The sequence below is a fragment of the Micromonospora sp. CA-244673 genome (assembly GCF_050948395.1).
Classification (GTDB): domain Bacteria; phylum Actinomycetota; class Actinomycetes; order Mycobacteriales; family Micromonosporaceae; genus Micromonospora.
Genome location: NZ_CP192019.1, coordinates 2,947,797 through 2,970,586, shown reverse-complemented (window position 1 = coordinate 2,970,586; position 22,790 = coordinate 2,947,797). Strand labels below are relative to the sequence as shown.

At 74.2% G+C, this 22,790-nt stretch carries 26 protein-coding genes; 13 read left to right on the top strand and 13 right to left on the bottom strand.

Annotated elements, in window-relative coordinates:
* Positions 1 to 23 precede the first annotated feature (23 nt).
* The 4 genes from ACQP12_RS13865 to ACQP12_RS13850 all read right to left on the bottom strand — a co-directional run bounded on the left by ACQP12_RS13865 (position 24) and on the right by ACQP12_RS13850 (position 3,034).
* Complete coding sequence (locus ACQP12_RS13865; protein ID WP_433288054.1) at positions 24 to 728, bottom strand: DUF6069 family protein; 705 nt, start codon at positions 726 to 728, stop codon at positions 24 to 26.
* Positions 729 to 733: 5 nt separating this feature from the next.
* Complete coding sequence (locus tag ACQP12_RS13860; RefSeq protein WP_433288052.1) at positions 734 to 1,735, bottom strand: RNA polymerase subunit sigma-70; 1,002 nt, start codon at positions 1,733 to 1,735, stop codon at positions 734 to 736.
* A 201-nt stretch (positions 1,736 to 1,936) separates the two neighbouring features.
* Positions 1,937 to 2,503: a YciI family protein gene (locus ACQP12_RS13855; protein WP_433288050.1), complete on the bottom strand. Its 567-nt coding sequence runs from the start codon at positions 2,501 to 2,503 to the stop codon at positions 1,937 to 1,939.
* A 225-nt stretch (positions 2,504 to 2,728) separates the two neighbouring features.
* Entirely contained in the window at positions 2,729 to 3,034 is a 306-nt protein-coding gene (locus tag ACQP12_RS13850) for a hypothetical protein (RefSeq protein WP_433288048.1), read from the bottom strand.
* A gap of 717 nt (positions 3,035 to 3,751) precedes the next feature.
* Here ACQP12_RS13850 and ACQP12_RS13845 point away from each other — a divergent pair.
* Together ACQP12_RS13845 and ACQP12_RS13840 are read left to right on the top strand one after the other, a co-directional pair.
* Entirely contained in the window at positions 3,752 to 3,955 is a 204-nt protein-coding gene (locus tag ACQP12_RS13845) for a cold-shock protein (RefSeq protein WP_212836447.1), read from the top strand.
* A gap of 150 nt (positions 3,956 to 4,105) precedes the next feature.
* Positions 4,106 to 4,408, top strand: coding sequence for a hypothetical protein (locus tag ACQP12_RS13840; protein ID WP_433288046.1), 303 nt, complete (start codon positions 4,106 to 4,108; stop codon positions 4,406 to 4,408).
* Between the two features lie 200 nt (positions 4,409 to 4,608).
* Here ACQP12_RS13840 and ACQP12_RS13835 read toward each other — a convergent pair whose 3' ends face one another.
* The gene (locus ACQP12_RS13835) at positions 4,609 to 6,711 is read right to left on the bottom strand and encodes a PQQ-dependent sugar dehydrogenase (RefSeq protein WP_433288044.1); all 2,103 of its coding nucleotides are present in this window, start codon (positions 6,709 to 6,711) and stop codon (positions 4,609 to 4,611) included.
* A 37-nt stretch (positions 6,712 to 6,748) separates the two neighbouring features.
* Positions 6,749 to 7,699 carry a LamG-like jellyroll fold domain-containing protein gene (locus ACQP12_RS13830; RefSeq protein ID WP_433288042.1) on the bottom strand — a complete coding sequence of 317 codons (951 nt, stop codon included), beginning with the start codon at positions 7,697 to 7,699 and terminating at the stop codon, positions 6,749 to 6,751.
* A gap of 244 nt (positions 7,700 to 7,943) precedes the next feature.
* Here ACQP12_RS13830 and ACQP12_RS13825 point away from each other — a divergent pair, with 244 nt between their 5' ends.
* Genes ACQP12_RS13825 through ACQP12_RS13815 form a run of 3 tightly spaced genes read left to right on the top strand, consistent with a single transcriptional unit; the run spans position 7,944 to position 9,617 of the window.
* Complete coding sequence (locus tag ACQP12_RS13825) at positions 7,944 to 8,984, top strand: LacI family DNA-binding transcriptional regulator (RefSeq protein WP_433288040.1); 1,041 nt, start codon at positions 7,944 to 7,946, stop codon at positions 8,982 to 8,984.
* A 58-nt stretch (positions 8,985 to 9,042) separates the two neighbouring features.
* The gene (locus tag ACQP12_RS13820) at positions 9,043 to 9,372 is read left to right on the top strand and encodes a DUF4326 domain-containing protein (RefSeq protein ID WP_433288038.1); all 330 of its coding nucleotides are present in this window, start codon (positions 9,043 to 9,045) and stop codon (positions 9,370 to 9,372) included.
* A complete protein-coding gene (locus ACQP12_RS13815) occupies positions 9,369 to 9,617 on the top strand; it encodes a hypothetical protein (RefSeq protein ID WP_433288036.1) in 249 nt (82 codons plus the stop codon). Before ACQP12_RS13820 ends, ACQP12_RS13815 begins: the two co-directional genes overlap by 4 nt.
* A 32-nt stretch (positions 9,618 to 9,649) precedes the next feature.
* Here ACQP12_RS13815 and ACQP12_RS13810 read toward each other — a convergent pair whose 3' ends face one another.
* Positions 9,650 to 10,180 carry a GNAT family N-acetyltransferase gene (locus ACQP12_RS13810; RefSeq protein ID WP_433288034.1) on the bottom strand — a complete coding sequence of 177 codons (531 nt, stop codon included), beginning with the start codon at positions 10,178 to 10,180 and terminating at the stop codon, positions 9,650 to 9,652.
* A gap of 110 nt (positions 10,181 to 10,290) precedes the next feature.
* Between ACQP12_RS13810 and ACQP12_RS13805 the strand changes: the two genes are divergently transcribed.
* A complete protein-coding gene (locus ACQP12_RS13805) occupies positions 10,291 to 11,178 on the top strand; it encodes an alpha/beta hydrolase family protein (RefSeq protein WP_433288032.1) in 888 nt (295 codons plus the stop codon).
* Positions 11,179 to 11,197: 19 nt separating this feature from the next.
* On the opposite strand, the gene ACQP12_RS13800 is transcribed toward ACQP12_RS13805, so the two are convergent.
* The gene (locus ACQP12_RS13800) at positions 11,198 to 11,506 is read right to left on the bottom strand and encodes a TraR/DksA family transcriptional regulator (protein WP_357948891.1); all 309 of its coding nucleotides are present in this window, start codon (positions 11,504 to 11,506) and stop codon (positions 11,198 to 11,200) included.
* A 491-nt stretch (positions 11,507 to 11,997) separates the two neighbouring features.
* Between ACQP12_RS13800 and ACQP12_RS13795 the strand changes: the two genes are divergently transcribed.
* On the top strand, positions 11,998 to 12,753 hold the full coding sequence (locus ACQP12_RS13795) for an AfsR/SARP family transcriptional regulator (RefSeq protein WP_433288030.1): 756 nt from the start codon (positions 11,998 to 12,000) through the stop codon (positions 12,751 to 12,753).
* Here ACQP12_RS13795 and ACQP12_RS13790 read toward each other — a convergent pair.
* From ACQP12_RS13790 to ACQP12_RS13770, 5 genes are all read right to left on the bottom strand, one after another.
* Positions 12,684 to 13,487: an AfsR/SARP family transcriptional regulator gene (locus ACQP12_RS13790; RefSeq protein ID WP_433288028.1), complete on the bottom strand. Its 804-nt coding sequence runs from the start codon at positions 13,485 to 13,487 to the stop codon at positions 12,684 to 12,686. The two genes, ACQP12_RS13795 and ACQP12_RS13790, sit on opposite strands and share 70 nt — an antisense overlap.
* Positions 13,488 to 13,569: 82 nt before the next feature.
* Positions 13,570 to 13,944, bottom strand: coding sequence for a hypothetical protein (locus ACQP12_RS13785; RefSeq protein WP_355058696.1), 375 nt, complete (start codon positions 13,942 to 13,944; stop codon positions 13,570 to 13,572).
* Between the two features lie 29 nt (positions 13,945 to 13,973).
* Complete coding sequence (locus tag ACQP12_RS13780) at positions 13,974 to 14,189, bottom strand: hypothetical protein (protein ID WP_433288025.1); 216 nt, start codon at positions 14,187 to 14,189, stop codon at positions 13,974 to 13,976.
* A gap of 90 nt (positions 14,190 to 14,279) precedes the next feature.
* Complete coding sequence (locus ACQP12_RS13775) at positions 14,280 to 14,852, bottom strand: hypothetical protein (RefSeq protein WP_433288023.1); 573 nt, start codon at positions 14,850 to 14,852, stop codon at positions 14,280 to 14,282.
* 113 nt (positions 14,853 to 14,965) lie between these two features.
* Positions 14,966 to 15,805, bottom strand: coding sequence for a DUF4253 domain-containing protein (locus ACQP12_RS13770; RefSeq protein WP_433288021.1), 840 nt, complete (start codon positions 15,803 to 15,805; stop codon positions 14,966 to 14,968).
* A gap of 123 nt (positions 15,806 to 15,928) precedes the next feature.
* Here ACQP12_RS13770 and ACQP12_RS13765 point away from each other — a divergent pair, with 123 nt between their 5' ends.
* The 6 genes from ACQP12_RS13765 to ACQP12_RS13740 are packed head-to-tail and all read left to right on the top strand — an operon-like array spanning position 15,929 to position 22,772.
* Entirely contained in the window at positions 15,929 to 17,488 is a 1,560-nt protein-coding gene (locus tag ACQP12_RS13765) for a phage tail sheath family protein (RefSeq protein ID WP_433288019.1), read from the top strand.
* A gap of 11 nt (positions 17,489 to 17,499) precedes the next feature.
* Entirely contained in the window at positions 17,500 to 18,021 is a 522-nt protein-coding gene (locus ACQP12_RS13760) for a phage tail protein (protein ID WP_262285740.1), read from the top strand.
* Between the two features lie 5 nt (positions 18,022 to 18,026).
* Complete coding sequence (locus ACQP12_RS13755; RefSeq protein ID WP_433288017.1) at positions 18,027 to 18,740, top strand: hypothetical protein; 714 nt, start codon at positions 18,027 to 18,029, stop codon at positions 18,738 to 18,740.
* A complete protein-coding gene (locus tag ACQP12_RS13750; protein WP_433288015.1) occupies positions 18,737 to 19,618 on the top strand; it encodes a hypothetical protein in 882 nt (293 codons plus the stop codon). The genes ACQP12_RS13755 and ACQP12_RS13750 overlap by 4 nt, the downstream gene beginning before the upstream one ends.
* Positions 19,615 to 20,865: a DUF4255 domain-containing protein gene (locus ACQP12_RS13745; RefSeq protein WP_433288013.1), complete on the top strand. Its 1,251-nt coding sequence runs from the start codon at positions 19,615 to 19,617 to the stop codon at positions 20,863 to 20,865. The genes ACQP12_RS13750 and ACQP12_RS13745 overlap by 4 nt, the downstream gene beginning before the upstream one ends.
* The gene (locus ACQP12_RS13740; protein WP_433288011.1) at positions 20,862 to 22,772 is read left to right on the top strand and encodes an ATP-binding protein; all 1,911 of its coding nucleotides are present in this window, start codon (positions 20,862 to 20,864) and stop codon (positions 22,770 to 22,772) included. Before ACQP12_RS13745 ends, ACQP12_RS13740 begins: the two co-directional genes overlap by 4 nt.
* Positions 22,773 to 22,790 lie beyond the last annotated feature (18 nt).

Genomic DNA, 22,790 nt, shown 5'->3' with positions numbered 1-22,790 from the left:
GAACCTTGTCAAGGTCGGGATCGTCAGTCGGTCCGGGTGCGGAGACTCCGGGCCAGGATGGGGATCATCACCGCGGCGGGGACGAGGTGTAGCCCGAGGAGGGCGACGGTGGTGGCGGTGTCAGCCCCGGAAAGGAGGGGCGGGACCAACGAGATCGCGGTCAGCGACACCGCCGTCCACACGAATCGCCGGGCGGGGCGAGCGCTCCAACGGAGAAGTGCGACGGCGATGACGATGCCCACGACCGAGAAGAAGCCGGTCACCACGGCGAACCCGGGCAACGGGATCGCCTCGCCACCGTCGGGGATCTCGAAGTCGACGCCGGCGGCCTGGGCGAGCGCGGCGGCGAGGGTGGTGGCCACCATCGCCGCGAGCGTGGCGATGAGGCCGGTGACGGCGAGCCCGCGGAATCGATGGGTGGTGCTGGTCCGGGCCGATGCCGGGTCTGCGACGACCCTGGGTTGCATCCAGCTGTTCATGTCGTTCCTCCATTGATCGGGAGTGGGGGTGAGGATGCGCACCGTCGCCGTGCGACGGCCGGGGTTGCGCAGGGCGCGCACGCCGGTGCCGCGCAGCCAGAACCCGGCGTCGCGTCCGAGGACCGGCCCGGGCTCGCCGTCGCGCAGCTCCAACTGCACCCGCCCGCCGGTGACGACGCCGAACGCGTCGGACCACTGGGCCGCGACCACCGCGACACGCGCGCCACCGCGCAGCGTGAGCGTCCGCACCAGGGCTACTCCGTGCCGTCCGCCGGCAGGCGCTCCGGCAGCCCGAGCCGCGGGAACTGGTCGTCGTGGAAGATGGTGATCTCGGTGATCGCCCCGCCGGTGACGCGCAGGACGTCGATCGTCAGCGGCAGGTACGCGTTCTCCCCCTCACGCCAGTGGTAGAAGGCGACCGCGGGCTGCCGGTTCACGGAGGTGAGGACGCCGCGCAGGCCCGTCATGCGGTCGAAGCCGTCCTCGAGCCAGCTGTTCACCACGCTGTCGCGCCCGACGTGGAGGCCCGGCGTGGGCGGCATCGCGCAGCGGACGTCGTCGCGCAGCATCGTGGCGAGCCGGTCGACGTCCGTGGCCACGCTGGCGTCGGTGAAGCGGCGCACCAGCTCGCGCGTGCCGGCGTCATCCTCGCTCCCGGTCCAGTCCTGCCGCTCGGCGGGCAGGTGCTCCCGCATGCCGGCGCGGGCCCGCTGCAGCGCGCTGTTCACGGAGTTGACGGAGTCCCCGAGGAGCTCCGCGACGTCCCTCGCCGGCCAGCCGAGCACGTCCCGCAGGATCAGCACGGCCCGCGGGCGCGGCGCGAGGTGCTGGACCGCGACCAGGTACGCCAGCTCGATCGTCTCCCGCGCGACGGCGACCGTCTCCGGCTCGTCCGCGTCGCCCGCGGGCAGCTCGTCGAGCAGCCGGTCCGGGTAGGGCTGCAGCCACCGCACCTCACCGCCGGTCGCGGGATCCGGGCGGCGCTTGGCGAGCAGGTCCAGGCAGGCGTTGGTGGCGATCCGGTACAGCCAGGCCCGGAACGTCGACCGCCCCTCGAAGGTTTCCCGCCGCCGCCAGGCACGCAGGAACGTCTCCTGCACGGCGTCCTCGGCGTCCTCGAACGACCCGAGCATCCGGTAGCAGTGCACGTGCAACTCCCGCCGGTGCCGCTCCGCCAGCCCCGAGAACGCCGGCTCGTCGACCTCGCCCAGACCGCTCACGCCCAGCTCCTCCAGCCGCGTGTCCGTACTCATCACGTCATCCTTCCGTCTCGTCGTGTCCCGCCGTAGGTGTGACGGCCGCGGGCGCGACAACTCATCACGGCGGCCGGTCGGCAGGGCTCATCCAGTGACGGATCAGGTGGCGGAGCACGACGCACGGTACGGCGAGGAGGGGGACGCGGGCGCGGCACGATGTCGAGCGGAGGGACGGGCCTGGTCCTGGCACCGAGGCCCGGTTCACCTGGGGGGATGCGCTCCCGGCCGCCCGCCGAACGCCCAGTTGTGCACCTCGATGTCGGCGTACCGGTCCGGTGTCAGGACGGCGCGCGCCCCGTCCGGGTCCGAGGCCTCGACCAGCGCCGCCGTGCCCAACCACGTGGCGCCGTCGTCGGAGAGCAGCGGCCCGTAGGCGATGAGGTCGTGCCGGTCGTGCGGCGCGGCGGGATCGGCGGGCTGACCCGCGCCGAGGCCGAGCACCAGGTAGCGGTGGCCGCCGGTCCGGCCTCCGGGGAAGTCCCACATGGTGCGCCCCAGCAGGTTGCGCCACCGGCGTAGGAGCACGTCCCGGTAGGCGCCCGCCTGGTAGTTGGGCTCGTCGAAGGCGAAGGCCCGGGCGGCGGCGGGACCGGGCAGATCGAGGATGTGCACGCTGCCGGTGGGCGTGTCACCGTCGGCGGCGAAGGTCGGGCCGCGGGCGATCATCTCCGTCGCGTACCGGTCCATGTAGGCCCAGTGTTCCTCCAGCAACTCCCTGCGCAATGCCGTGGAGCCGGGCCGGTCACGGTGGTAGCAGAAGAAGTCCATGCCCCACATCCTGGACGGGGGGCCGCATGCTGCCCGCCCGCAGATCGTCCGGCCGTCAGGCCGGGGAGCCGTCACGGTGACCCGACGGGCATGGTCGATGGTGTCGAAGGATCGGTGCCCGCAGCGGTGTCCCTGGTGCAGCGCGCCGGGTCGGTCGAGGCGGCCCTGAGCGACCCGGCGAGGTAGGTACTCGCGCGGCAGCGATTCGCAGCGCGGCGGGCTGCCTCAGTCCAGGGAGCTACGCTGGCGCAGGGGCGCGAGCTGCACCGTCCAGGTCCGGGCTGTCCCGACGACCGCAATTGCCCGACAGAGGAGGTCGCAGCCCAGCTGCGGACTACCTTCTGCGAAGCCGCGGTTGATGAAGCTGATCGCTCTCGGGTGGTCACCCGCTTCAAGAGCCTTCTCCAGCCCGGCGGCCAGCACCGCGGCGAGCGCCGCGTGAAAACTGTCTGCCCCTTTTTCGCGGAGGGTCTTGGTGGGCTCGCGCAATGGTGACGAGGAGACCATGGGCGGGGATAACACGAAAGTCATGTCCTTCTCCTGTGGTGGCGGTGCTGCTCGGCCAGGCCAGCCGGATCGGCGCTCACGTGCCGCAGCCGTTCCGCGACGGCCTGTCGTACGGGCTGGGCGGGACTGGCTGAGTGCTGCCGCAAGGTAGCGGCCGACGACCGGCGTTGTCCGTCAGCACTGAAATGTCCGTGGCGATCGGATGATCTGCCAACGCTCGGCCCTCAAACCTCGACGTTGTCCTGGGGACACTGCCGAGACCTGGGCAGCACGCCCCGGTAGGCGCCGGCCCGCCAACGATGTTGACGAACTGATCCACTGCCCACTCTACGCGCACGAAGCGCAGCGGTGCCGCTGCCAGCTCAGGGAGCTGACTCCAGCGATGAGTGTGGCTCCCTCTTGGCGAGAACCGACGCGACCTCTGGCATCCCTACTCGACTGGCCCCTTACGACAGGGCAACAACAGTGCTACTCGTCCGGCTCATCGGCGGCGACCGCGAAGTTGCGCCTCGCGGTGCCGTGCTGTGACGCGGCCGCGGGCGTGGGTGGCACCGATCGACGGATTCTGTGTTACGGTTGCCCGGTTGCAGTTTTGATTTCCGTAGACGTTTCGGCGCCTGATGGGTTAACCAAAACCCATCCAGGTGCCTTTTTCGTTTCATGTCGTTTCCGGCGCGGCTGATCAACGCGGCAGCGCGAGTCCGCACAATGCGGTCTTCAACAGCCTGCGAAGGAGCAGACATGGCTACAGGTACCGTGAAGTGGTTCAACGGCGACAAGGGCTTCGGGTTCATCAGCCAGGACGGCGGAGGCGCCGACGTTTTCGCCCACTTCTCGGCGATCTCCGCGAGCGGCTTCCGCAGCCTCGAGGAGAACCAGCGGGTGGAGTTCGACATCACCCAGGGCCCGAAGGGCCCGCAGGCGTCGGATATCCGCCCGCTCTGACCCACGCTTTGCCGAACGGCGGCCCGACTGGTTCAGCGGGCCGTCGTTCGGCATTTCATCCACCATCTTGTTCAGGTTCGTTTTGCGATGTCCCGTGGCCTGCGGCCCGTGCCTTCTCTGCGACGCGCCGTTCGAGGAGGAAGGCACAGCATGACCGTGATCACCACGTCACCGCGCACACCAGACGCCCACCCGGCGACGGTTCCCGGCGGGTTCAGCCGCGACCGGCACCCGGTTGCCGACGCTCCGCGTTTCCGCGGCCCGGCCCCTGCTCCGGCCTGCGGTTCCATCGCACAGTTTCTTTCACCGTCCACCGCGGAAGAAGAGAAGCCCGCGCCTCGTGCGTCCGACTGCGGTGAGGTGGCGATGCATCGATTGCGCCATCCGTTCACCGTCGCAGCCAGCACGATGCCCCACCGAACGACAGCAAAGACGACCGCTCCGGTCGTGTGAGCTCAGACAGCTACGGCCGCTTCCGGCACGAGACCGGTGGGGCCAGCGGTTCACGCAGGCCGGCTGGCACGCGTCCTGCCTGCCGTGGCTGCATGAACGGAAGGTTGCGCTGATCGGCGCTGACACCCCCAGGACGTTCAGCCGTCGGGGTACGCCGGAGGGGACGGCGGCACCGGCCGCCGTCCCCTCCGCTCCTCGAATCAGGCCGGGGAGCCCGTCACGGTGAACTGACGGGTACGGCCGATGTTGTCGAACGAGCCGAAGCCGACCCGACCCGAGCTGAAGGTCGTGTCCTTCGCGGTCAGCAGCGGGTCCTTGTGCCCGTCGACGTAGACGGCGATCTCACCGGTGGCGGGCAGGTGCACGACCCGCACCTTGTGCCAGTCGGCGTCGGTGATCGCCGGGTTGGCGCCCCGCGAGCGACCGTTCCACTGGTGGTCGATCCGCTCCCGGTCGGCGTTGTTGACCTTGAAGATGCCGTTGTGCGGGTAGATCGTGTTGTCGGTGGACAGGTGCGCGTAGTAGTACTGCGTGTCCGACTGCCAGCCGAAGACGATGATCACGTCCCGGTTGGTGACCTCCACCGGCTCGTCGAGGCGCACCCGGGCGTCGATCTGGACCGAGGACCAGGCCGGACCCTTGTCGAGGATGGCGTACTCGAACGGGCGGCGCGGGCCGGGGCGGCTCACGCCGGCCTCGGCGAGGATCACCTGGTCGCCCTCGAACCGCCACTTCGACGGGGTCACCGGCGTCCAGTTCTGCGCGCCCGCGGTGTGGACGACCTTGGTGTGGCCCACCTTGCCCTCCGCCACGGTCTTCGTGTCGACGACCTTCCAGATCTTCCCGTTGGCCTTGGCCACAATGTAGAGCTCACCGGCGGCGTCGGTGCCGAAGCGCAGGTCGACCCGGTTCGGGTCGCCGGGCGCGCCCGGGCTGGACAGGTCCTGCATGCGTACCAGGTCCCCGGCGGTGGTGTACAGCGCGAGCCGGTGGATCGGGGCGAGCCCGGCGCCGCGGCGCATCTCGTTCGCCTCGGTGTAGAGCACCCGGCCGTCGACCAGGTCGCCGAAGACGTACTTGCCCTTCAGGGCGGGCACGTCCTTTCCGCGGTAGACGAAGCCGCCGGCCACGGCGACGCCGACGTCGGAGGTGCAGTTCCAGTTCGCCGCCGGGTCGTGGTCGTACGCGGCGACCGGGTAGGTGTAGCCGTACTTCGCGTCGTCGGAGGGCAGCGGGTAGAGCTTGTCGCACGGGTTCGTCGCGGTCTTGTCGAAGACCCAGTTGCCCTCGCGCTCGCTCCAGCCGAAGTTGTCGCCGGCCCGGACCTCGTAGATGGACTCGATGGCGTGCTCGCCGATGTGGCCCAGGTACATCCGGCCGGTCGCCCGGTCCCAGCTGAACCGGTGCGGGTCGCGGAAGCCGACCGCGTAGATCTCACCGAGCGCGCCGTCGCGCCCGACGAACGGGTTGTCGGCCGGGATCCCGTACCGGCCGTTGGGCGCGTTGGTGCCGCGCGGGTCGATGCGCAGCAGCTTGCCGTGCGGCATGCCCATGTTCTGCGGGTCGCCGTTGCGGTAGCCCTGGCCGCCGTCGCCGACGGCGAGGTAGAGCATCCCGTAGTCGGGGTCGCGCGGCTTCGCGGTCGGGTTGAAGTTGATCTCCTGGACGCCGTGGATCTGGCCGCCGAAGCCGATCCGCAGCACCTCGCGGTGGGTGCCGGCGAAGGTCTCCGCGGCCGGGTCGCTGGCCGTCCACTCGGTGATCACAGCCTGGTAGATGGTGTTCGGCTGGGCGTAGTCGGGCGTCCGGGTGGCCAGCGACGCCTGCTCGGTGTGGATCGTGTAGAAGCGGCCGTTGCGCCCGAACTCGGGGTGGAAGGCGACGTACCCGAAGCCCTGGCCGAGGCCACGGCCGGAGAAGAACTGCGGCGCGAAGGTCGCCGCCACGTCCAGGTAGACGTGCGGCGTGCCGTTCTCCACGAGGTAGAGGTTGCCGTTGAGGTCCGGCACGGCCCGGCGGCCGGAGCCGTCGGGCAGCTCGCTGATCGTGTTGATCCGGGCCTTGCGCACCAGCCGCGCGTCGACCGGCGCCGGGTTCGGAGTGGACTGGGGGAAGCTGGCGTACTCCTGGAGCACCAGCCCCAGCCGCGACTGGATCTGCGACTCGGGGATCGGGTCGTAGACGGCGCCGTCGGCCCGGGCGGGTGCGGCGACCAGGGTGGACAGGACGAGGGTGGCGGCAGTGACCCCGGCGGTGAGGGCGGCTCTGCGGAGCCTGCCGGTGCTGCCAGCGCGAGTGAACACGCGGTTCTCCTTCTCGGTGGGACGATCCGAGGGACGGTCAGCGGGCCATGTAGCGGTACTGCTTGGCGATGTCGCTCGCCGGGATCACGCTGTCGAGGAACATGAGGCCGTCCATGCGGCAGTCGCACGGGTTGCGTTCCAGGTTGTTCTGAGGGAAGCTCCCGCCGATCTTGATGCCGCGCGCGTCGGTGGCGCTGGTGACGTGCGGGCCGGGCCCGTTGAGCTGCCACGGGTCGCCGGCGGTCGTGTAGAAGCCGTCGACCGGCTCGCCGTTGCGGTAGAGCGCCATGGTGCCGCTGGTGAAGTCGTAGGTGGCCGCGAGGTGCACCCACTCCCCCTTCGGCAGCAGGGTCCGCCAGTCCTCGTTGGCGGCGAAGGTCTGCGAGGCGCCGCCGTCGACGCGGCGGCCGAGGGCGACCAGGTGCAGCTCGCCGCCCACGTCGATGAGTTCCAGCAGGGCGCGCACGCCGTGCCCGTCGGAGTCGCCGGTCAGCACGCCGGCCAGGCCGATGGCGTTGTACCGGTCGGTCGGGTTGGCGGTGACGGAGTTCAACGCCGGGCCATCCATGTCCCGCTTGAACCAGCCCATCACCGTGGTCCCCTCGGCGCCGCTGAACGCGCGCAGCGTGCGGACGCCGCTGGAGGACCAGATGCCGGCCTTCCAGTCGTCGTTGCCGGCGGCCTGCGGGTTGACCTGCCGGGTCTGCAGCGCGTCGCCGCTGCCCTTGTACGCCCGGTCGGGCACCCGCATGGCCGCACCGCCGTTGACCAGCTCGATCTCGGTGCCGGACCGGCCCAGGTCGCGCTCGAGCGCGGGGTCGCCGACCACCGGGTGGTCGAAGTCGTAGAAGGCGACCAGGTGCGACCAGAGGGCGGGGTGGACGTCGTGCGGTCCGGGCCGGTCGGCCTGGGCCGGGCTCGCCGCCGCGGTCAGCGCCAGCGCCAGCAGGGCGGTGGCCGCGACGGCGGCGCGTCGGTGTCTTCTCATGGGGAGGTGCTCCCTTCGTCGGTGCGATGTGGCGGTGACGAAAGCGCTTACGTACCGGGCGTGGATCGGTGCCCGGATGTGGAGTCGGGGTGTCGGGACAGGACGGTCCGCCGTGAGGCCGGCCGAACGGCCGAGGCGGCGCCGCGCTTACGAAAGCGCTTACGTAAGCGCTTTCGTACCCTATGCTGTGCCCTACGCCACACGCAAGAGCGCGGTGCGGATCAATGTCTGCCAGGAGTTACCCATGCCCCGACCCGGACCACGGTTGCGTCTCGTCGACGTGGCGGAGCGCGCCGGCGTCTCGCTGGCGACCGCCTCCCGCGCCCTCGCCGGGCGCGAGGGCGTCAGCGAGGAGGTCGCCCGGCACGTCCGCCAGGTCTCCCGGGAACTCGGGTACGTCGCCAACCCGTACGCCCGCACCCTCGCCGGCGGCGCCAGCACCACCGTCGGCCTGATCGTCCACCAGATCGACGACCCGTACTTCTCCGAGATCGCCAGCGGCGTGCTCCAGGTCGCCGCCGAGGAGGGCCTCCTGGTCCAGATCGCCCACTCCGGACGCGACCCGGAGAACGAGCTGCGCCAACTGCGGCACCTCATCAACCAGCAGGTCGGAATCATCCTCATCGCCGGCTCCGGCTACGACGACCCGCGCGTGGAGGCCGAGGCCCGCGCGGAACTCGCCGGCTTCCAGCGGGCCGGCGGACGCGTCGCCGTCATCGGGCGACACGCCCTGGGCGTCGACGCGGTGGTGCCGGACAACGAGGCCGGAGGCCGCGACATCGGCGCCCACCTGCTGGCCCTGGGCCACCGGCGGATCGCCGTGGCCGCCGGCACCCCGGGTCTGACCACCGTGGCCGACCGGCTCGCCGGGGTGACCGCCGCGCTCGCCGCGCACGGGCACTCCCCCGACGACCTCGCCGTCGTCCACTCCGACTTCACCCGCGACGGCGGCCGGGTGGCCGCCGAGCGGATCCTGCACTACCACCCGGACAGTACGGCGATCATCGCGCTCAACGACGCGATGGCGATCGGCGTGCTGTCCGTGCTGCGGTCGCGGCGCATCCCGGTGCCCGAGCGCGTGTCGGTGGTCGGCTTCGACGACGTGTCCGTCGCCGCCGACCTGGCACCCAGCCTCACCACGGTCCGGCTGCCGATGACCGAGATGGGGCGGATGGCGCTGACCCTCGCGCTGAAGCCCAGGTCGACCCGGCCGCGACGACGGTCCACCGGTCACACGCTGATCGTCCGCGACTCCACCGGCCCGGCGCCCGCGCCCGGCGCCTGACCGGGCCGGTGCTGCGACACTTGGTGTCTCGGACGGCAGCAGCAAAGGAGCGCCAGCCATGCCGGCAACCACCGTCGTGAACCTCAAGGGTCACCGCGACGACCCGGCGTACGCCGACGTCGTCTACGTCGGGCGGGCCATGTCCCGCGGCGGCTGGCGGCTCCCGCAGTCCCCGCTGTCCAGCCCGTACCGGCCCGGCCCCGACGGCACCCGAGACGAGGTGATCGAGAAGTACCGGGCGTACCTGCTCGGCCGGCCCGACCTGCTCGCGCTGCTGCCCGACCTGCGCGGGCGCCGGCTCGGCTGCTGGTGCGTGCCGGAGCGCTGCCACGCCGAGGTGATCGCCGAGCTCGCCGACGCGCCGCCGGAGTCGAGGTCCGGACCATGATCCCGAGCCTCATCCTCCTCGGCCTGCTGCTCGGGCGCTGGTGGTGGCTGCCGCTTGCGGTCGCCGCCGCCGGTTGGCCCGCCCTGCTGGTCGCCACCGGGGCGATGGGCATCGGGCCGGGGCTGATCGCCGCGTCCGGGCTGGCGCTGCTGAACACCGGCGTGGGCGTGGCCGTCCACCAGGGCGTTCTCCACCTCGTCCGGCGGCTGCGCCCGGCGACGGACGGCCCGGCACGCGGTCGGTGAACGGCCGCCGACGGTGGTCGGCGACCGTTCGGTCAACCGAGCTTCTTGCGCAGGGTCTCGAAGGCCAGGTCCGGCCGCAGGGGCAGGCCGAACCGCTCGTCGCCGTACGGGAACCGGCTCAGCTCGCCGGTGCGGACATAGCCGCGCCGCTCGTACCAGGCGATCAGGTCCTCCCGCTGCGTGATCACGGTCATCCGCAGCTCGCCGCTGTGCCACTGCTCCCGCGCGTGCCGCTCGGCCTCGGCCAGCAGGTCCCGGCCCAGCCCGCCGCCCTGCCGCCCCGGTGCCACCGCGAACATGCCGAAGTAGACGTGATCGTCGCGGCGCTCCAACTGGCAGCAGGCGACGATCTCCGTGCCGTCCTCGACCACCAGGACCGTCCCGCCCGGGCTCGACACGGCCTCGGCCACCATGTCCGGGTCGGTGCGCTGCCCCGCGAGCAGATCGGCCTCGGTGGTCCAGCCGGCCCGGCTGCGCTCCCCGCGGTACGCCGACTCGACCAGATCGACGAGGGCGGCCACATCGGCGGGACGGGCGGTGCGGACGGTGCGCGGGCTGGTCATCGGCGGTCTCCACGGTCACGACGGGTCACCGGGCCAGGGTACGCAGCCCGGCCGACGAGCGACGATCGGCGGGGCGGCCGGGGCCCCGTGCGGCGTGGTTGACTGCCGGCATGGAGCTGCGCGTCGGTGAGCTCGACCTGCCCGCGACCCTGGACGTCCCGGCCGGGCCGCCGCGCGGCGGCCTGGTGGTGCTGCACGGCTCGCACGCCGACCGGCGGTCGTACTTCCTGTACGAGCACCTGGCCCGGCTGCTCCCACCGGCCGGGATCGCGGTGCTGCGCTACGACCGACGGCCCCGGGTCAACGGGCACGACGTGCCGCTGACGGCGCAGGCCGACGACGCGGAGGCGGCCCTCGACGTGCTGCGCCGACAGGTCGGGGACGTGCCCGTCGGGCTGTGGGGATTCAGCCAGGGCGCGTGGGCGGCGACGCTGACCGCCACCCGGCGCCCGGTGGACTTCCTCGTCCTGCTCGGGTGCAGCGGGGTCAGCCCCGCCGCGCAGATGCGGTACGGCACCGCCGAGCAGTTGCGCCGGCACGGGTACGGCCCGGCCGACCTCGCCGAGCTGGACCGGCTGCGCGGCGTCGCGGAGGGCTTCCTGCGCGGGGACGTGCCCCGGGCGGCCGCCCAGGCGGAGCTGGACGCGGCCGTGCGGCGGCCCTGGTTCCCGCTGGTGTACCTGCCCCGCGAGCTGCCCGACGCTCCGGGCAGCTGGGTCGACATGGACTTCGACCCGGAGCCGGTCCTCGCGAAGCTGTCCGGCCCGGTGCTGCTCTGCTACGGCGAGACCGACGCCTGGACGCCGGTCGAGCAGAGCGTGGCCGTGTGGCGGCGCGCCGCGCGCGACGCGGAGCTGACCGTGGCCCGGCTGGCCGGCTGCGACCACGCTCCCACCCTGGACGGACGCGAGGACCTGGCCGGCGTCAGCCCGGAGTACGAGCGGGTCCTGCTGGACTGGCTCGGGCGCCGGCTGCCGGGGCGCCGGGCCGTACGGTGACGGCCCGGCACCCGCCGGGTCAGCCGTGCTTCTGCTGGCAGGGCACGCAGAAGCGGGCGTGCGGCAGCGCCTCCAGGCGCTCCACCGGGATCGGCGCGGCGCACCGCTCGCAGCGGCCGTAGCCGCCGTCGGCCATCCGGCGCAGCGCGTCGCCGATCTGCCCGAGGCTCTGCCGGGTGGCCACGATCATCGCGGCGCGGGTGTGCGCCTCGCCGGGGTCGCCGGTGTCCGCCGTGAGCTCGGTCAACCGGGCCGTCTGCGCCGCGAAGTCGTCGGTCAGCGTGGCCCGCAACCGGGTGAGTCGGTCGTCGTGCAGGTCGGTGCCCATCTGGATCCCCTTCCAGGAAAAAGAAAAAGGGCCGAAGCCGGATGGCTTCGCCCTGGTGGCCGTACGCGGATCAACGGGATCCGGGTGGGCCACGGTCGGTGGGGACCGGGCTCGGCAGGCCGTGGATGGGCGCGACGGAACGGCTGCCCGCCGGACGGGCGGGCACGGCCTCGGGACGCCGGCCGCGGGCAGCAGCGAACGCCGCCGTGGTGACGGCGGTCGTGGACAGCAGCCCGGCCGGGTACATCCGCCCACCATAGGCCAGCCCACGCGGTTCGCCAACGACTTTGCCCAACCGCCGCTCCCCCGGCACGCACGTTCCCGGAGGCAGCCGTTCGGCCGGTCCCGGCCGCCGATCATGACCGGTCGCCGGGCCGGGTGGACGAACGGGATGTCCGGCCACCGACAGGCCCGTTCCCGGGGACCCGCGACCTGCGGTATTCGAGAAGTGACCCTCCGCCCCAACACCCCGGACAGAGCGGAGCGCCGACGTGTGGATCACCACGGGAACAACGCCGGAGGCCGTACCCCCGCACCGGGCCGGCTGGCGGCTGCGGCTGCTCGGCGGCTTCGCGCTCGACCGCGACGGCGAGCCCGTCGCCCTGCCGGCGACCGCGCAGCGGCTGGTGGCCTTCCTGGCCGTGCGCGGCGCCTCGGACCGGGCCCGCACCGCCTGGTCGATGTGGGCGAGCAAGCCCGAGGAACGGGCCTCGGCCGACCTGCGCACGGCGCTGTGGCGCCTGCGCAAGGCCGCACCCGGCCTGCTCGCCGACTCCACCGGCGCGCTCGCGCTGGCCGCCGGGGTGACGGTGGACACCCGCTGTCTCGCGGGCCGCGGCCCGGTCGACCCGGCGTTCCTGCGCCGGCACGCCGCCGACGGCTGCCCCGACCTGCTCCCCGGCTGGTACGACGACTGGGTGCTCATGCACCGGGAGCTGCTGCGGCACCGGGCCCTGCGGGCACTCGAGGACGCCGCCGGGGCCGCGATCCGCGCCGGTGACCCGGCCGCCGGGCTGGGCTGGGCGCTGGAGGCGGTCGCCGCGGACGCGTTGCGGGAGAGCGGCCACCGGCTGGTGCTCACCGCGATGCTCGCCGACGGGAACGTCAGCGACGCGCTGCGCCACGCCGACCTGGTGGTCCGGCTGCTCGCCGAGCAGCTCGGAGTCCGGCCCTCGCCTCAGCTCATGGCGTTGATCGAGGAGGCGCGCTCGCGGTCGGCGGTGGCCGCCGGCCGGGCGCGCGGGTAGGCGTCGAGCAGTTCGCCCAGCCGCGGATCGGGTTCCATGTCCAGCTCCCGGGCCAGCAGCCGGCGGTAGGTGTCCAGGCCGCGGCGGCCCTCCACCCAGTTCCCCTCGGCCAGGTGCGCCTCCAGCAGCACCCGCTGGGCGCTCTCCCGCAGCGGCTCCGCCCCGGCGGCGGTCAGCGCCACCTCGACGGCCTCGGCGCAGCGGCCCGTCGTGACCAGGTGCCGGCTCATCGCCTCCATCCCGTGCAGCACCCGCTGGCGGACCCGCTCCCGTTCGGTGAGCACCCAGTCGTCGTACCAGCCGGGGAGCAGGTCGAACAGGACCCCGCCGGTCGGCAGCGCGGACAGGTCGGCGCCGGCCGGGCGGCCCGCGATCAACCGGCCGGCCCAGGCCGTGACGAGGTCGATGTCGACCAGCACGCCGGGCCGGAACGCGAGGTGGTGCCGGTCCACCCCGATCAGCCCGACGTGCGCCTGGTTGAGCCGCCACAACGCCGAGCGCAGGTTGCCGGCCGCGCGCGCGTCCGTAGCGTCCGGCCACAGGGTGGCGGCGGCATGACCACGGTCGAGGCGGCGGCGGTGCAGGGCGACGTAGACCAGCAGCCGCTTGCTGCCCTCGGGCACGTCGTACCAGCGGGAACCGTGGCTGACCCGGACGTCGCCGAGCAGCCGCAGCACCGGACCGGACCCGGCCGGCTGGTCGGCCACGAGGGCGTCGACGAAGTCGGCGGTCATCCGGGACCTCCCCTGCGGCGCGGGCCTGGCTCCGGCAGGGTAGAACGCACTGCGTCACCCCGGCGTCACATCGCGGTGGCCCTCACGGGGTGACGTCCCGGCCGACCAGGATGTCCAGCCGGGCCGGCTCGGCGGTGTCGTTGGTGAAGGTCAGGCTCGCCGGGTCCGCGCCGAGCAGCCGGGCCGCCCCGGTGCCGAGGAAGGCGTGCGCGCCGTCGAGCGCGATCGCCGTGCCGTCGATCTCGTACGACAGGTCGGCGCTGGGCGTGGCCGGCACGATCAGCACCATGCCCACCCGCTCGGTGCCGGCGGGCACCAGGTCCACCTGCTGGCTCTCCCCGGCCGCGATCTCGACCGAGACCTTGTCGTACGCCTCGACGTCGACGACGCCGGTCGCCGCGATCTGCGGGCCGTGGGCCACGCGGACCTGGAGGCTCCAGTTGATCTTCTCGGTCATGTGCCTTCCCCTGGGTCGGGCGGTGGGCGTCACCGCGCTCGGTGACCGGCGAGGATCTCCACCAGTCGGCTGCGCACCACCTCGACGACCGCGTCCGGCGAGGTCACCGCCCGGCTCTCCGGCCGGCCCCCGGCCAGGTCGACGCAGCTCGTCACCAGGGCGCGGAAGCCCAGCTCGTCCGGCCGGTCCTCGAACCACACCCGGACGACCACCACCCCACCGCGGTCGGGGTCAGGGGTTGTCACGGGAGCGCCTCCGGAGCGGGAGTCTGGTGCGCGGGCCCGCCCAGCCTGCGGCCCGCCCGTCACCGGCCCGTTGCCCGCCGCGTCACCGGGCTACCTGGCGGCCGTGCCGGGTACCTCGCCGCCAGAGACGTTGTGCCGGTTTGCCGCCGCCCGCAGCGCTGCCATCAAGGAGCGCCCTGGGTAGTCGATGAGCGTGGGGTAGCGCCGCCGGTGATAACAGGCCCAGTAGCTGGCAACCCGCTGTCCGGTGAGCGCCACGAACCCCGGGTTCTCGGCGACGAACCGCCCGTAGACGGCGTCCGTCGGGCTGTGCGGGACGACCAGTTCCGGCCCGAGGACTCTCCGAATGACCAGCAGGATCTCGTCCACGTATTCGCCCACCAACTGCACCACGAACGGGGCCACCCACGGTTGGATCAATCCGACCACCCGCTCCAGCCGCCGCTGCCTCACCCGGCCGTCGTGGTGCCGGGTGTACAGGCAATCCAGCAGCGCACGCTGGGCGGCGGACAGCGCCGCCTCCGCGCCAGCGGGCGGCTCGTCAGCGTAGATCCGATATGGAATCACGACGGGCTCAGCATCGACCAGCACACGGAACGGTGAGGCCGGAGCGTGCGGCGCCGGCGGTAGGACCGCCAGTGCCTGCCGCACGTCATCGCTCATCCGACGTGGGAAGGCAGCGGCCAAGGCTGCGGCCTCACCCGAATCCGAGCTGTCGAACGGCACGGCCGATCGTAGCCCCGGCGGCAGCCGCCGCAGCCATGACGAGACGCCGCTCAGGGGCGGTCGTGCAGGAACCAGGCGTCGCTGTGGGCCACCGCCATGGCCAGCTGCCACTGCTCGTGCGGGAGGCTGCCGCCGAGGGCGAGGAGCTGACCGGCCAGCTCCCAGGCCGGCGGGCCCGGCTGCGGTTGACGGGACACGACGAACTGCAGCGTGGTGCTGAACGCGGCCACCAGCTCGGCGCCCCAGCGCCGGTGCCACTGCCACATCGCCGCTGCCCACGCCTCCGGTCCACCGGGGCGTGCCGCGCCGAAGTAGCCGATCCAGGCCGGCGCGAGCCACGGGGACGTCGTCGGCAGCAGCACCAGTTGCACCGCCCGCATGGGGTGCCAGGTGCGGGTGCCGACCAGGGGCTCGTACCACCGGCGGGCATGGTCGGCGAGGACCGGGTCGGCCAGCAGCGTGTCGTAGAGCCACCGGTCCAGCTCCGGCTCGCTCGTCGGCGCGGGCGGCGGCCCGGCGGCCGAGGACAGCCCTTCGGCGCCCAGGAACGCGCTCACGTAGCTCTCGATCCGCCACGGCTCCATCGGATGGTCGTCCGGGTGCCGCCGGAACACCGCCCACGGGTCGACCTCCCGCGCCGCGTGCGCCAGTTCGTTGATCTCGGCGGGCGTGGGCTCGTGGTGCAGGTCGCCGGGAAGCGTGAAGACCGGCCACCGGCCCGTGGTGGGCGTGACCGCCCGGGCCGCGCGCCACGCCTCGAGCAGGCGGCCCGGGTCCACTTCGTCGACGATGACGGTGCCGCCGATTCCTTCCTCGACGGGATGGTCCTCGAGAACCGTGCCGTGGAACGCCGCCGCTATCGTCCTGACGTCCTCTACCGGCGCTGTCATCACGCGGACCGTACCGGCAGCCACCGACACCGGGTCGACACGGCCGGGTGACGGCGCGGTGACGGGCGGGCGGCACAGTCGCGCCAGCGGCGTACGGCACGCCCGTGGAGTCGAGGAGTCGTCATGGCGGCAACGCTCAGCCATCCCGGGGTCTACATCCAGGAGATACCCGGCGGCAGTCGCACCATCACCGGCGTCGCCACGGCCGTGGCCGCGTTCGTCGGGCGGGCGCTGCGCGGGCCGGTCGACGTGCCGGTGGCCATCTCCTCGTACGCGGAGTTCGAACGCACCTTCGGTGGGCTGTGGCGGGACAGCGGCCTCGGCTACGCGGTGCGCGACTTCTACCTCAACGGCGGCAACCAGGCCGTGATCGTCCGGCTGGCCCGCGACGCCACCAGCGCGCAACTCGACCTCAACGGGGCGCTCACCCTCGACGCGCTCGGGCCGGGCGGCTGGGGCAACGCGTTGCACGCCGAGGTGACCCACGCGACCGGCGAGGAGGCCGCCACCGTCGCCGACCAGCAGGGGGTGGACGCCGACGAGCTGTTCCACCTGACCGTGCGGGAGGGCCCGGCGGAGAACCCGGTGCTGGTCGAGACGTACCCGAACGTGACCCTGGTGGACGGACCGCGCCGGCTGGACACCGTGCTGGCCGCCTCCCGGCTGGTCCGGGTCGGCGCCTCGCCGGCGCTGCCCGGCACCGGCCGTCCCGACGCGGGCGGCTACGACGTGGACACCGCCGACGCGGCCGCCACCGGCACCGACGGCACCCACCTGACCGCCGCCGAGTACACCGACGGCGGCGCGCTGGAGGGCACCAAGCAGGGCATCTACGCGCTGCGCGACGCCGATCTGTTCACCCTGCTCTGCCTGCCGCCGTCCGTGCCCGACCAGGCCCTCGACGACACCGTGTGGGCCGACGCGCTGGACTTCTGCGTACGCCAGCGGGCCTTCCTGCTGGTCGACCCGCCGCCCACCGAGACCGCCGACACCGTGCGGGCCTGGGTCGGCGCGCGCGGGCTGACCGCCAACGGCCGCAACGGCGCGCTCTACTTCCCCCGGGTGCGCCGGCCCGACCCGCTGCGCGACGGCGCGGTGCGCGAGTTCGCGCCGTGCGGCGCGGTCGCCGGGGTGATGGCCCGCACCGACGCGGCGCGCGGGGTGTGGAAGGCGCCCGCCGGGGTGGAGGCGGCCCTCGCCGGGGTGACCGGGCCGGCGCTCGCGCTCACCGACGGCGAGAACGGCAACCTCAACCCGTACGCGGTGAACTGCCTGCGCACCTTCCGGGCCACCGGAACCCTGGTCTGGGGCGCGCGGACCCTGCGCGGCGCGGACGTGCTCGCCGACGAGTACCGGTACGTGCCGGTGCGGCGGCTGGCGCTGTTCCTGGAGGAGACGCTGGTGCGGTCCACCCAGTGGGTGGTGTTCGAGCCCAACGACGAGCCGCTGTGGGCGCAGGTCCGCGCCTCCATCGGCGGGTTCCTCCAGGACCTGTTCCGGCAGGGCGCCTTCCAGGGCCGCACACCGCGGGAGGCGTACTTCGTCAAGTGCGACAGCGAGACCACCACGCAGTACGACATCGACCGGGGGGTGCTGAACATCCTCGTCGGCTTCGCGGCCGTGAAGCCGGCCGAGTTCGTGGTGATCGGCATCCAGCAGCGGACCGCGGCCGCGGCGACCTAGGAGGGGCGGGCATGGCCGAGTTCACGGTCAACGCGCAGCGCTTCGACCCGTACAAGAACTTCAAGTTCCGGGCGAAGTGGGACGGGCGATACGTCGCCGGGATCAGCAAGATCGGCACGCTGAAGCGGAGCACCGAGGTGGTCACCCACCGCCACGGCGGCGACCCCAGCAGCAGCCGCAAGTCGCCGGGGCGCACCGAGTACGACGCGATCATGCTGGAGCGCGGCGTCACCCACGACCCGGACTTCGAGCAGTGGGCCAACAAGGTGTGGAACTACGGCTCCGGGCTGGGCGCCGAGACCTCCCTGGCGGACTTCCGCAAGGACATCATCATCGAGATGTACAACGAGGCCGGGCAGCTGGTCATCGCGTACAAGGTCTACCGGTGCTGGGTGTCCGAATGGGTGGCGCTGCCCGAACTGGACGCCAACGCCAACGCCGTGGCCATCCAGAGCATCAAGCTGGAGAACGAGGGCTGGGAACGCGACTACACGGTGGCCGAGCCCGCCGAACCGTCCTTCGTCGAACCCTGACCGCGATGACCACGCTGGACGACCCCGGCCGGCTCCTGGCGGTCTGGGAGGCCGCCGCGACCGCCCCGCCGGCCGCCCGCGGCCCGGTGCTGCTGCACGCCGCCGGGCTCCTCCCCGACCTCGACGCCGCCCTGGACCTGCCGGTCGGCACGGTGGCCGCGCTCGCCGCCCGGCTGAGCGTCGACAGCTTCGGCGACCCGGTCGACGCCGTGCTCACCTGCGGCTGCGGCGAGGTCCTCGACGTGGCGCTGCCCCTCGACCCGGTCGCCGGGCTCCCGGCCGGCGACGCCGGCGCCGTGGTCGGCGGCACGCTGCGGGTCCGCGCGCCCACCGCCCGGGACCTGCTGGCCGCCGGGCGGTCCGACGACCCGCTCGGCACGCTGCTGGCCCGCTGCGTCCGCGACGCCGACGGCCGGCCCGTCGCACCCGGTGCCCTGACCGCCGAGCAGCGCCGGACCGTCGACGCCGCCGCCGAGGAACTGGCCGGCGCCGCGGCCGTGGTGCTGCGGACCCGCTGCCCCGGTTGCGGGGACACCGTGGTCGCCGCGCTGGACGTGGCCGAGCTGCTGTGGGAGCGGGTGGCCGGCCGCGCCCCGGCGGTGCTGGCCGAGGTGGCCACCCTCGCCGCCGCGTACGGCTGGGCCGAGACCGACATCCTCGCCCTGCCGGCCGGGCGGCGGCGCGCGTACCTGGCCCTCGCGGCGGGGCGGGCGGCGTGAGCGGCGCCGAGGGGTTCTTCGCCCGGATGGCGCAGCGGGCCACCGGCCGGGAACCGCTGGTGCGGCTCCGCGCCCCGCAGCCCTTCGAGGTCCCGATGCCCGACCCGCCGGCCGACGCGCCGGTCGAGGCGCCCGCGTCGTGGTCAGGGTCGACCGCGCGGACGCCGGCGCCGTCCCGCGGGATCTCGGACCGGCCGACCGCGCCACTCGGCCCCGCTGCCCTGCGCACGACACCGGTACCGGCGGTGCCGGCCGGCCCGGACCGGTTCCCGACCGACCGGAAGCCGCCCGTCACGCCACCCGAGGCCGCCCCGGCCGCCGCGGACCGGGCCGCCGCGCGGGCAGCGCCCGCCGGCCCGGCTGGCCCCGAGCCGGATGCCGCCTCCCCGACCACCACCGCTCCCCCGGCGGTCACCCGAGCACGCGACGCCGAGCCGCCACCCGACCCCGGCCGGCCGGCCGCCGCCGTCCCGCCCGCGCCGCCGGCCCCGCCGCCCGCCGCCCGCCGGCCCGCACCCACTCCGGTACGCGCCGCCGCGCCGGACCTGGCCCGGCTGCTCCGCGAACGCCTCGGCCCGGCGCTGATCGCCCGTCGCGCCGTGGAACCCGGGGAGCGTCTCGTCTTCGTCGACCGGCCGGTCCGGGCCGGCGCGCCGCCCCGGCCCGGCACCGCCGAGGTGCGCACCGGCCCGATCCGTCCCGCACCCGGCTCGCCCGGGACGGCCGAGGACGCCCCGCCGGCCGGCGACGTGCACCTGCACATCGACCGGGTGGTGGTCACCAGGGCGCCCGCACCGCCACCACCCGCGCCGCCCACTCCGCCGCCGTCCACGGTGGACCACACCGCGTACCTCGCCCGCCGCCGGGAGGGCCGATGAGCAACGGCCTGGCCATCGCCGCGGTCACCTCGACCCTGCGGTACGTGCTCGAACGCGCCCTCGACGCCACCCACCCGGGGCCCGTCGGCGGCGCCACCGTCACCACCCTGCGCCCCAACCAGCTGTCCGACACCACGCTGGTCTCCACGCCCGGCATCAACATCTACCTGTACGACGTGCGACCCAACCACGCCTGGAACCTCACCGACCTGCCCACCCGCAGCCGCGACGGCGGCTTCACCCGCCGGCCGGTCGCCGCGCTGGACCTGTACTACCTGCTCACCTGCTACGGGGAGGCCGAGTCCCTCGACGCCCAGCGGCTGCTCGGGCGGGCCGTGCTCGCCCTCGCGGTCACCCCGACGCTCACCCGGGACCTGGTCACCGCCGCCATCGACCTGTACGCCGACGACGTGCCGACCGCGTTCCTCGCCGAATCCGACCTGGCCGACCAGGTGGAGCGGGTCAAGGTCGCCCCGTACACGCTGTCGGTGGAGGAGATGTCCAAGCTGTGGGCCACCTTCGCCACCCCGCACCAGCTCTCCCAGACGTACGTGGCGACGGCCGCGCTGGTCGAGGCCGACGTCATCCCGCGCCGGGCCCTGCCGGTGCGGCAGCGCACGGTCACCGTGCTGGCCGGTGGTCCCGCCGTGCTGACCGCCCTGATCACCGACCCGCCCGGCGGGACCGCCGCCACCGGCGACCGGATCGAGCTGCGCGGCGCCGGGCTGCGCGGCCGGCCCGGGCAGACCACCCGGGTCCACGTCGGACCGGCCATCCTCACCCCCGAGGCGGGCGGCACCGACACCACCCTGGCCGTCACCCTCGACGGCACCGTGCCGGCCGGGCTGCACGGCGTACGGATCGCGCACGTCACGGCGGCCGGCGGCGGCGCGCCCGCCCGGGTCACCGCCGGCTCCAACGCGCTGCCGCTGCTGGTGCGCCCCACCGCGTCGGTGGTGGACGGTCCGCCCGACATCGTGCTCGGCGTCGACCCGCCGCTGGTGGCCCGGCAGCGCGCCACGGTCCTGCTCACCCGGCTCACCCCCGGCCCGGCCGGCGAAGCGGACGCGCTGGCCATCCGGCTCGCCCCGCTCGGCCCGGACGCCGCCCCGCAGGACCGGCTCGCCCTCGCCGCCGGGGACGTGCCCACCGGCGACTGGCTGGTCCGGGTGCAGGTCGACGGCGTCGACAGCCTGCCCGACCTGGTCGGAGAGGTTTACGGCGCGCCCGCCCTGACCGTGCCGTGACCGCCGCCGACCGCCGGGCCCGCCCGGCCGACCCGCCCGCGGTGCCGTGGGACGAGGCGAACCGGCTGGTGCTGGTCGCCGAGCTGGATGTGCTGCGGGTGCGGCTGGTCGCGTACCCGGGGGAACCCGACCGGGCGGAACTCGCCGCGGCCGAGGGGCGGCTGGCGGCCGGCCGCGCGCTGCTCGACCGGCCCGCGGCGCTCGACGCGCTCGCCGCCGCGCTGCGCCTCACCGGCTTCGAACGGGCCGTGCTGCTGCTGGCCACCGGACCGGAGCTGGCCGGCGAGGTGGCCGACGAACTCGCCGCCGCGCACGGGCAGCCCCGCCCCACCTTCGGCCTCGCCCTGGCCGCGCTGCCCGGCGCGCACTGGAACGCGCTCACCCCCGACGGGCCGCTGCGCCGCTGGGGCCTCGTGCGCCTGCTCGACCCGGACACCCCCACCGGCAGCCCCCTGGTCACCGAGGAACGGGTGCTGCACCACCTCATGGGCGTCCGCTACCTGGAACCCGACCTCGCCGCCGTGGCCCGGCCCGTACCACCACCCGCCGCGCTGCCGCCCGCCTTCGCCGCCGTCGCCGCGGCCATCCGCACCGTCTGGGAGCACGGCCGCCCCGCCGTGCTCCAGGGACCGCAGCCGGCCAACCTGCCGGTGGTCGCGGCCGCCGCCGCCGACGCCGCCGGCCGCGAGCTGCGGCTGGTCGCCGTGGCCGACCTGCCCTCCGCGGTACGCGACCGCGACCGGCTGCTGCGCCTGATCGGGCGCGAGAGCCTGCTCGCGCCGGCGGCCTGGGCGTTCGACGCCGACGGGGCCCGCCCCGAGGACGCCCGCGCCCTGATCCGCGCCCTGGGCACCCTGCCCGCCCCGGTCGCCGTGCTCGGCGCCGTCGACACCGTGCTGGCCGACGGCGTGCTGGTCGGCGTACCCCGGTTGCCCATCGCGGAACGGGCGGCGGCGCTGGACGCCGCGCTCGACCGGCACCTGGCCGACCGGGCGGCGGGCGAGGCGGCCGCGGTGGCCGGGGTGTTCGACCTGGCCCTGCCCGACCTGGAACTGGCCGCCGGGGACGCCGCCGCCGGCACGCCGCTGTGGCAGGCGTGCCGGGCCCGCTCCCGCAGCCGCTACGGCGGGCAGGCCCGGGTGGTCCGGCCCCGCGCCGGCTGGGCCGACCTGGTGCTGCCCGACACCCACGTGGCGCAGCTGCGCTCGCTGGTCGCCGCCGTGCACCACCGCACCCGGGTGCTGCACGACTGGGGCTTCGCCGAGCGGAGCAGCCGCGGCCTGGGCACCGCCGCGCTGTTCGCCGGCCCCAGCGGCACCGGCAAGACCCTCGCCGCCGAGGTGATCGCCCAGGAGCTGGGCCTGGACCTGGTGGTGGTCGACCTCAGCCAGGTGGTCAGCAAGTTCATCGGCGAGACGGAGAAGAACCTCAGCCGGGTCTTCGACGCCGCCGAGGACGGCGCGGCCGTGCTGCTCTTCGACGAGGCGGACACCCTGTTCGGCAAGCGCACCGAGGTGCGCGACAGCCACGACCGGTACGCGAACCTCGAGGTCGGCTACATGCTCCAGCGGATGGAGTCGTTCACCGGGCTGGCCATCCTCACCACCAACGCCCGGTCCGTGCTTGATCAGGCGTTCCTGCGCCGGCTGCGGCTCGTGGTGACGTTCCCCTACCCGGACCGGGCCGCCCGGGAGACCCTGTGGCGGCGGGCGTTCCCGGCGGGCGTGCCGGCCGACGTCGACCCGCAACGGCTGGCCGCCGTGGACCTGCCCGGGGGCGGGATCGCGGCGGCGGCGCTGACCGCCGCCTACCTGGGGGCGGACGGGGAGCGGATCACCGGGGAGCAGGTGGCCACCGCGACCCGGTGGGAGCTGGCCAAGAACGGGCGCTCCCTGGGCGGCCGCTGACTCCTGGTCCGGAGCCTT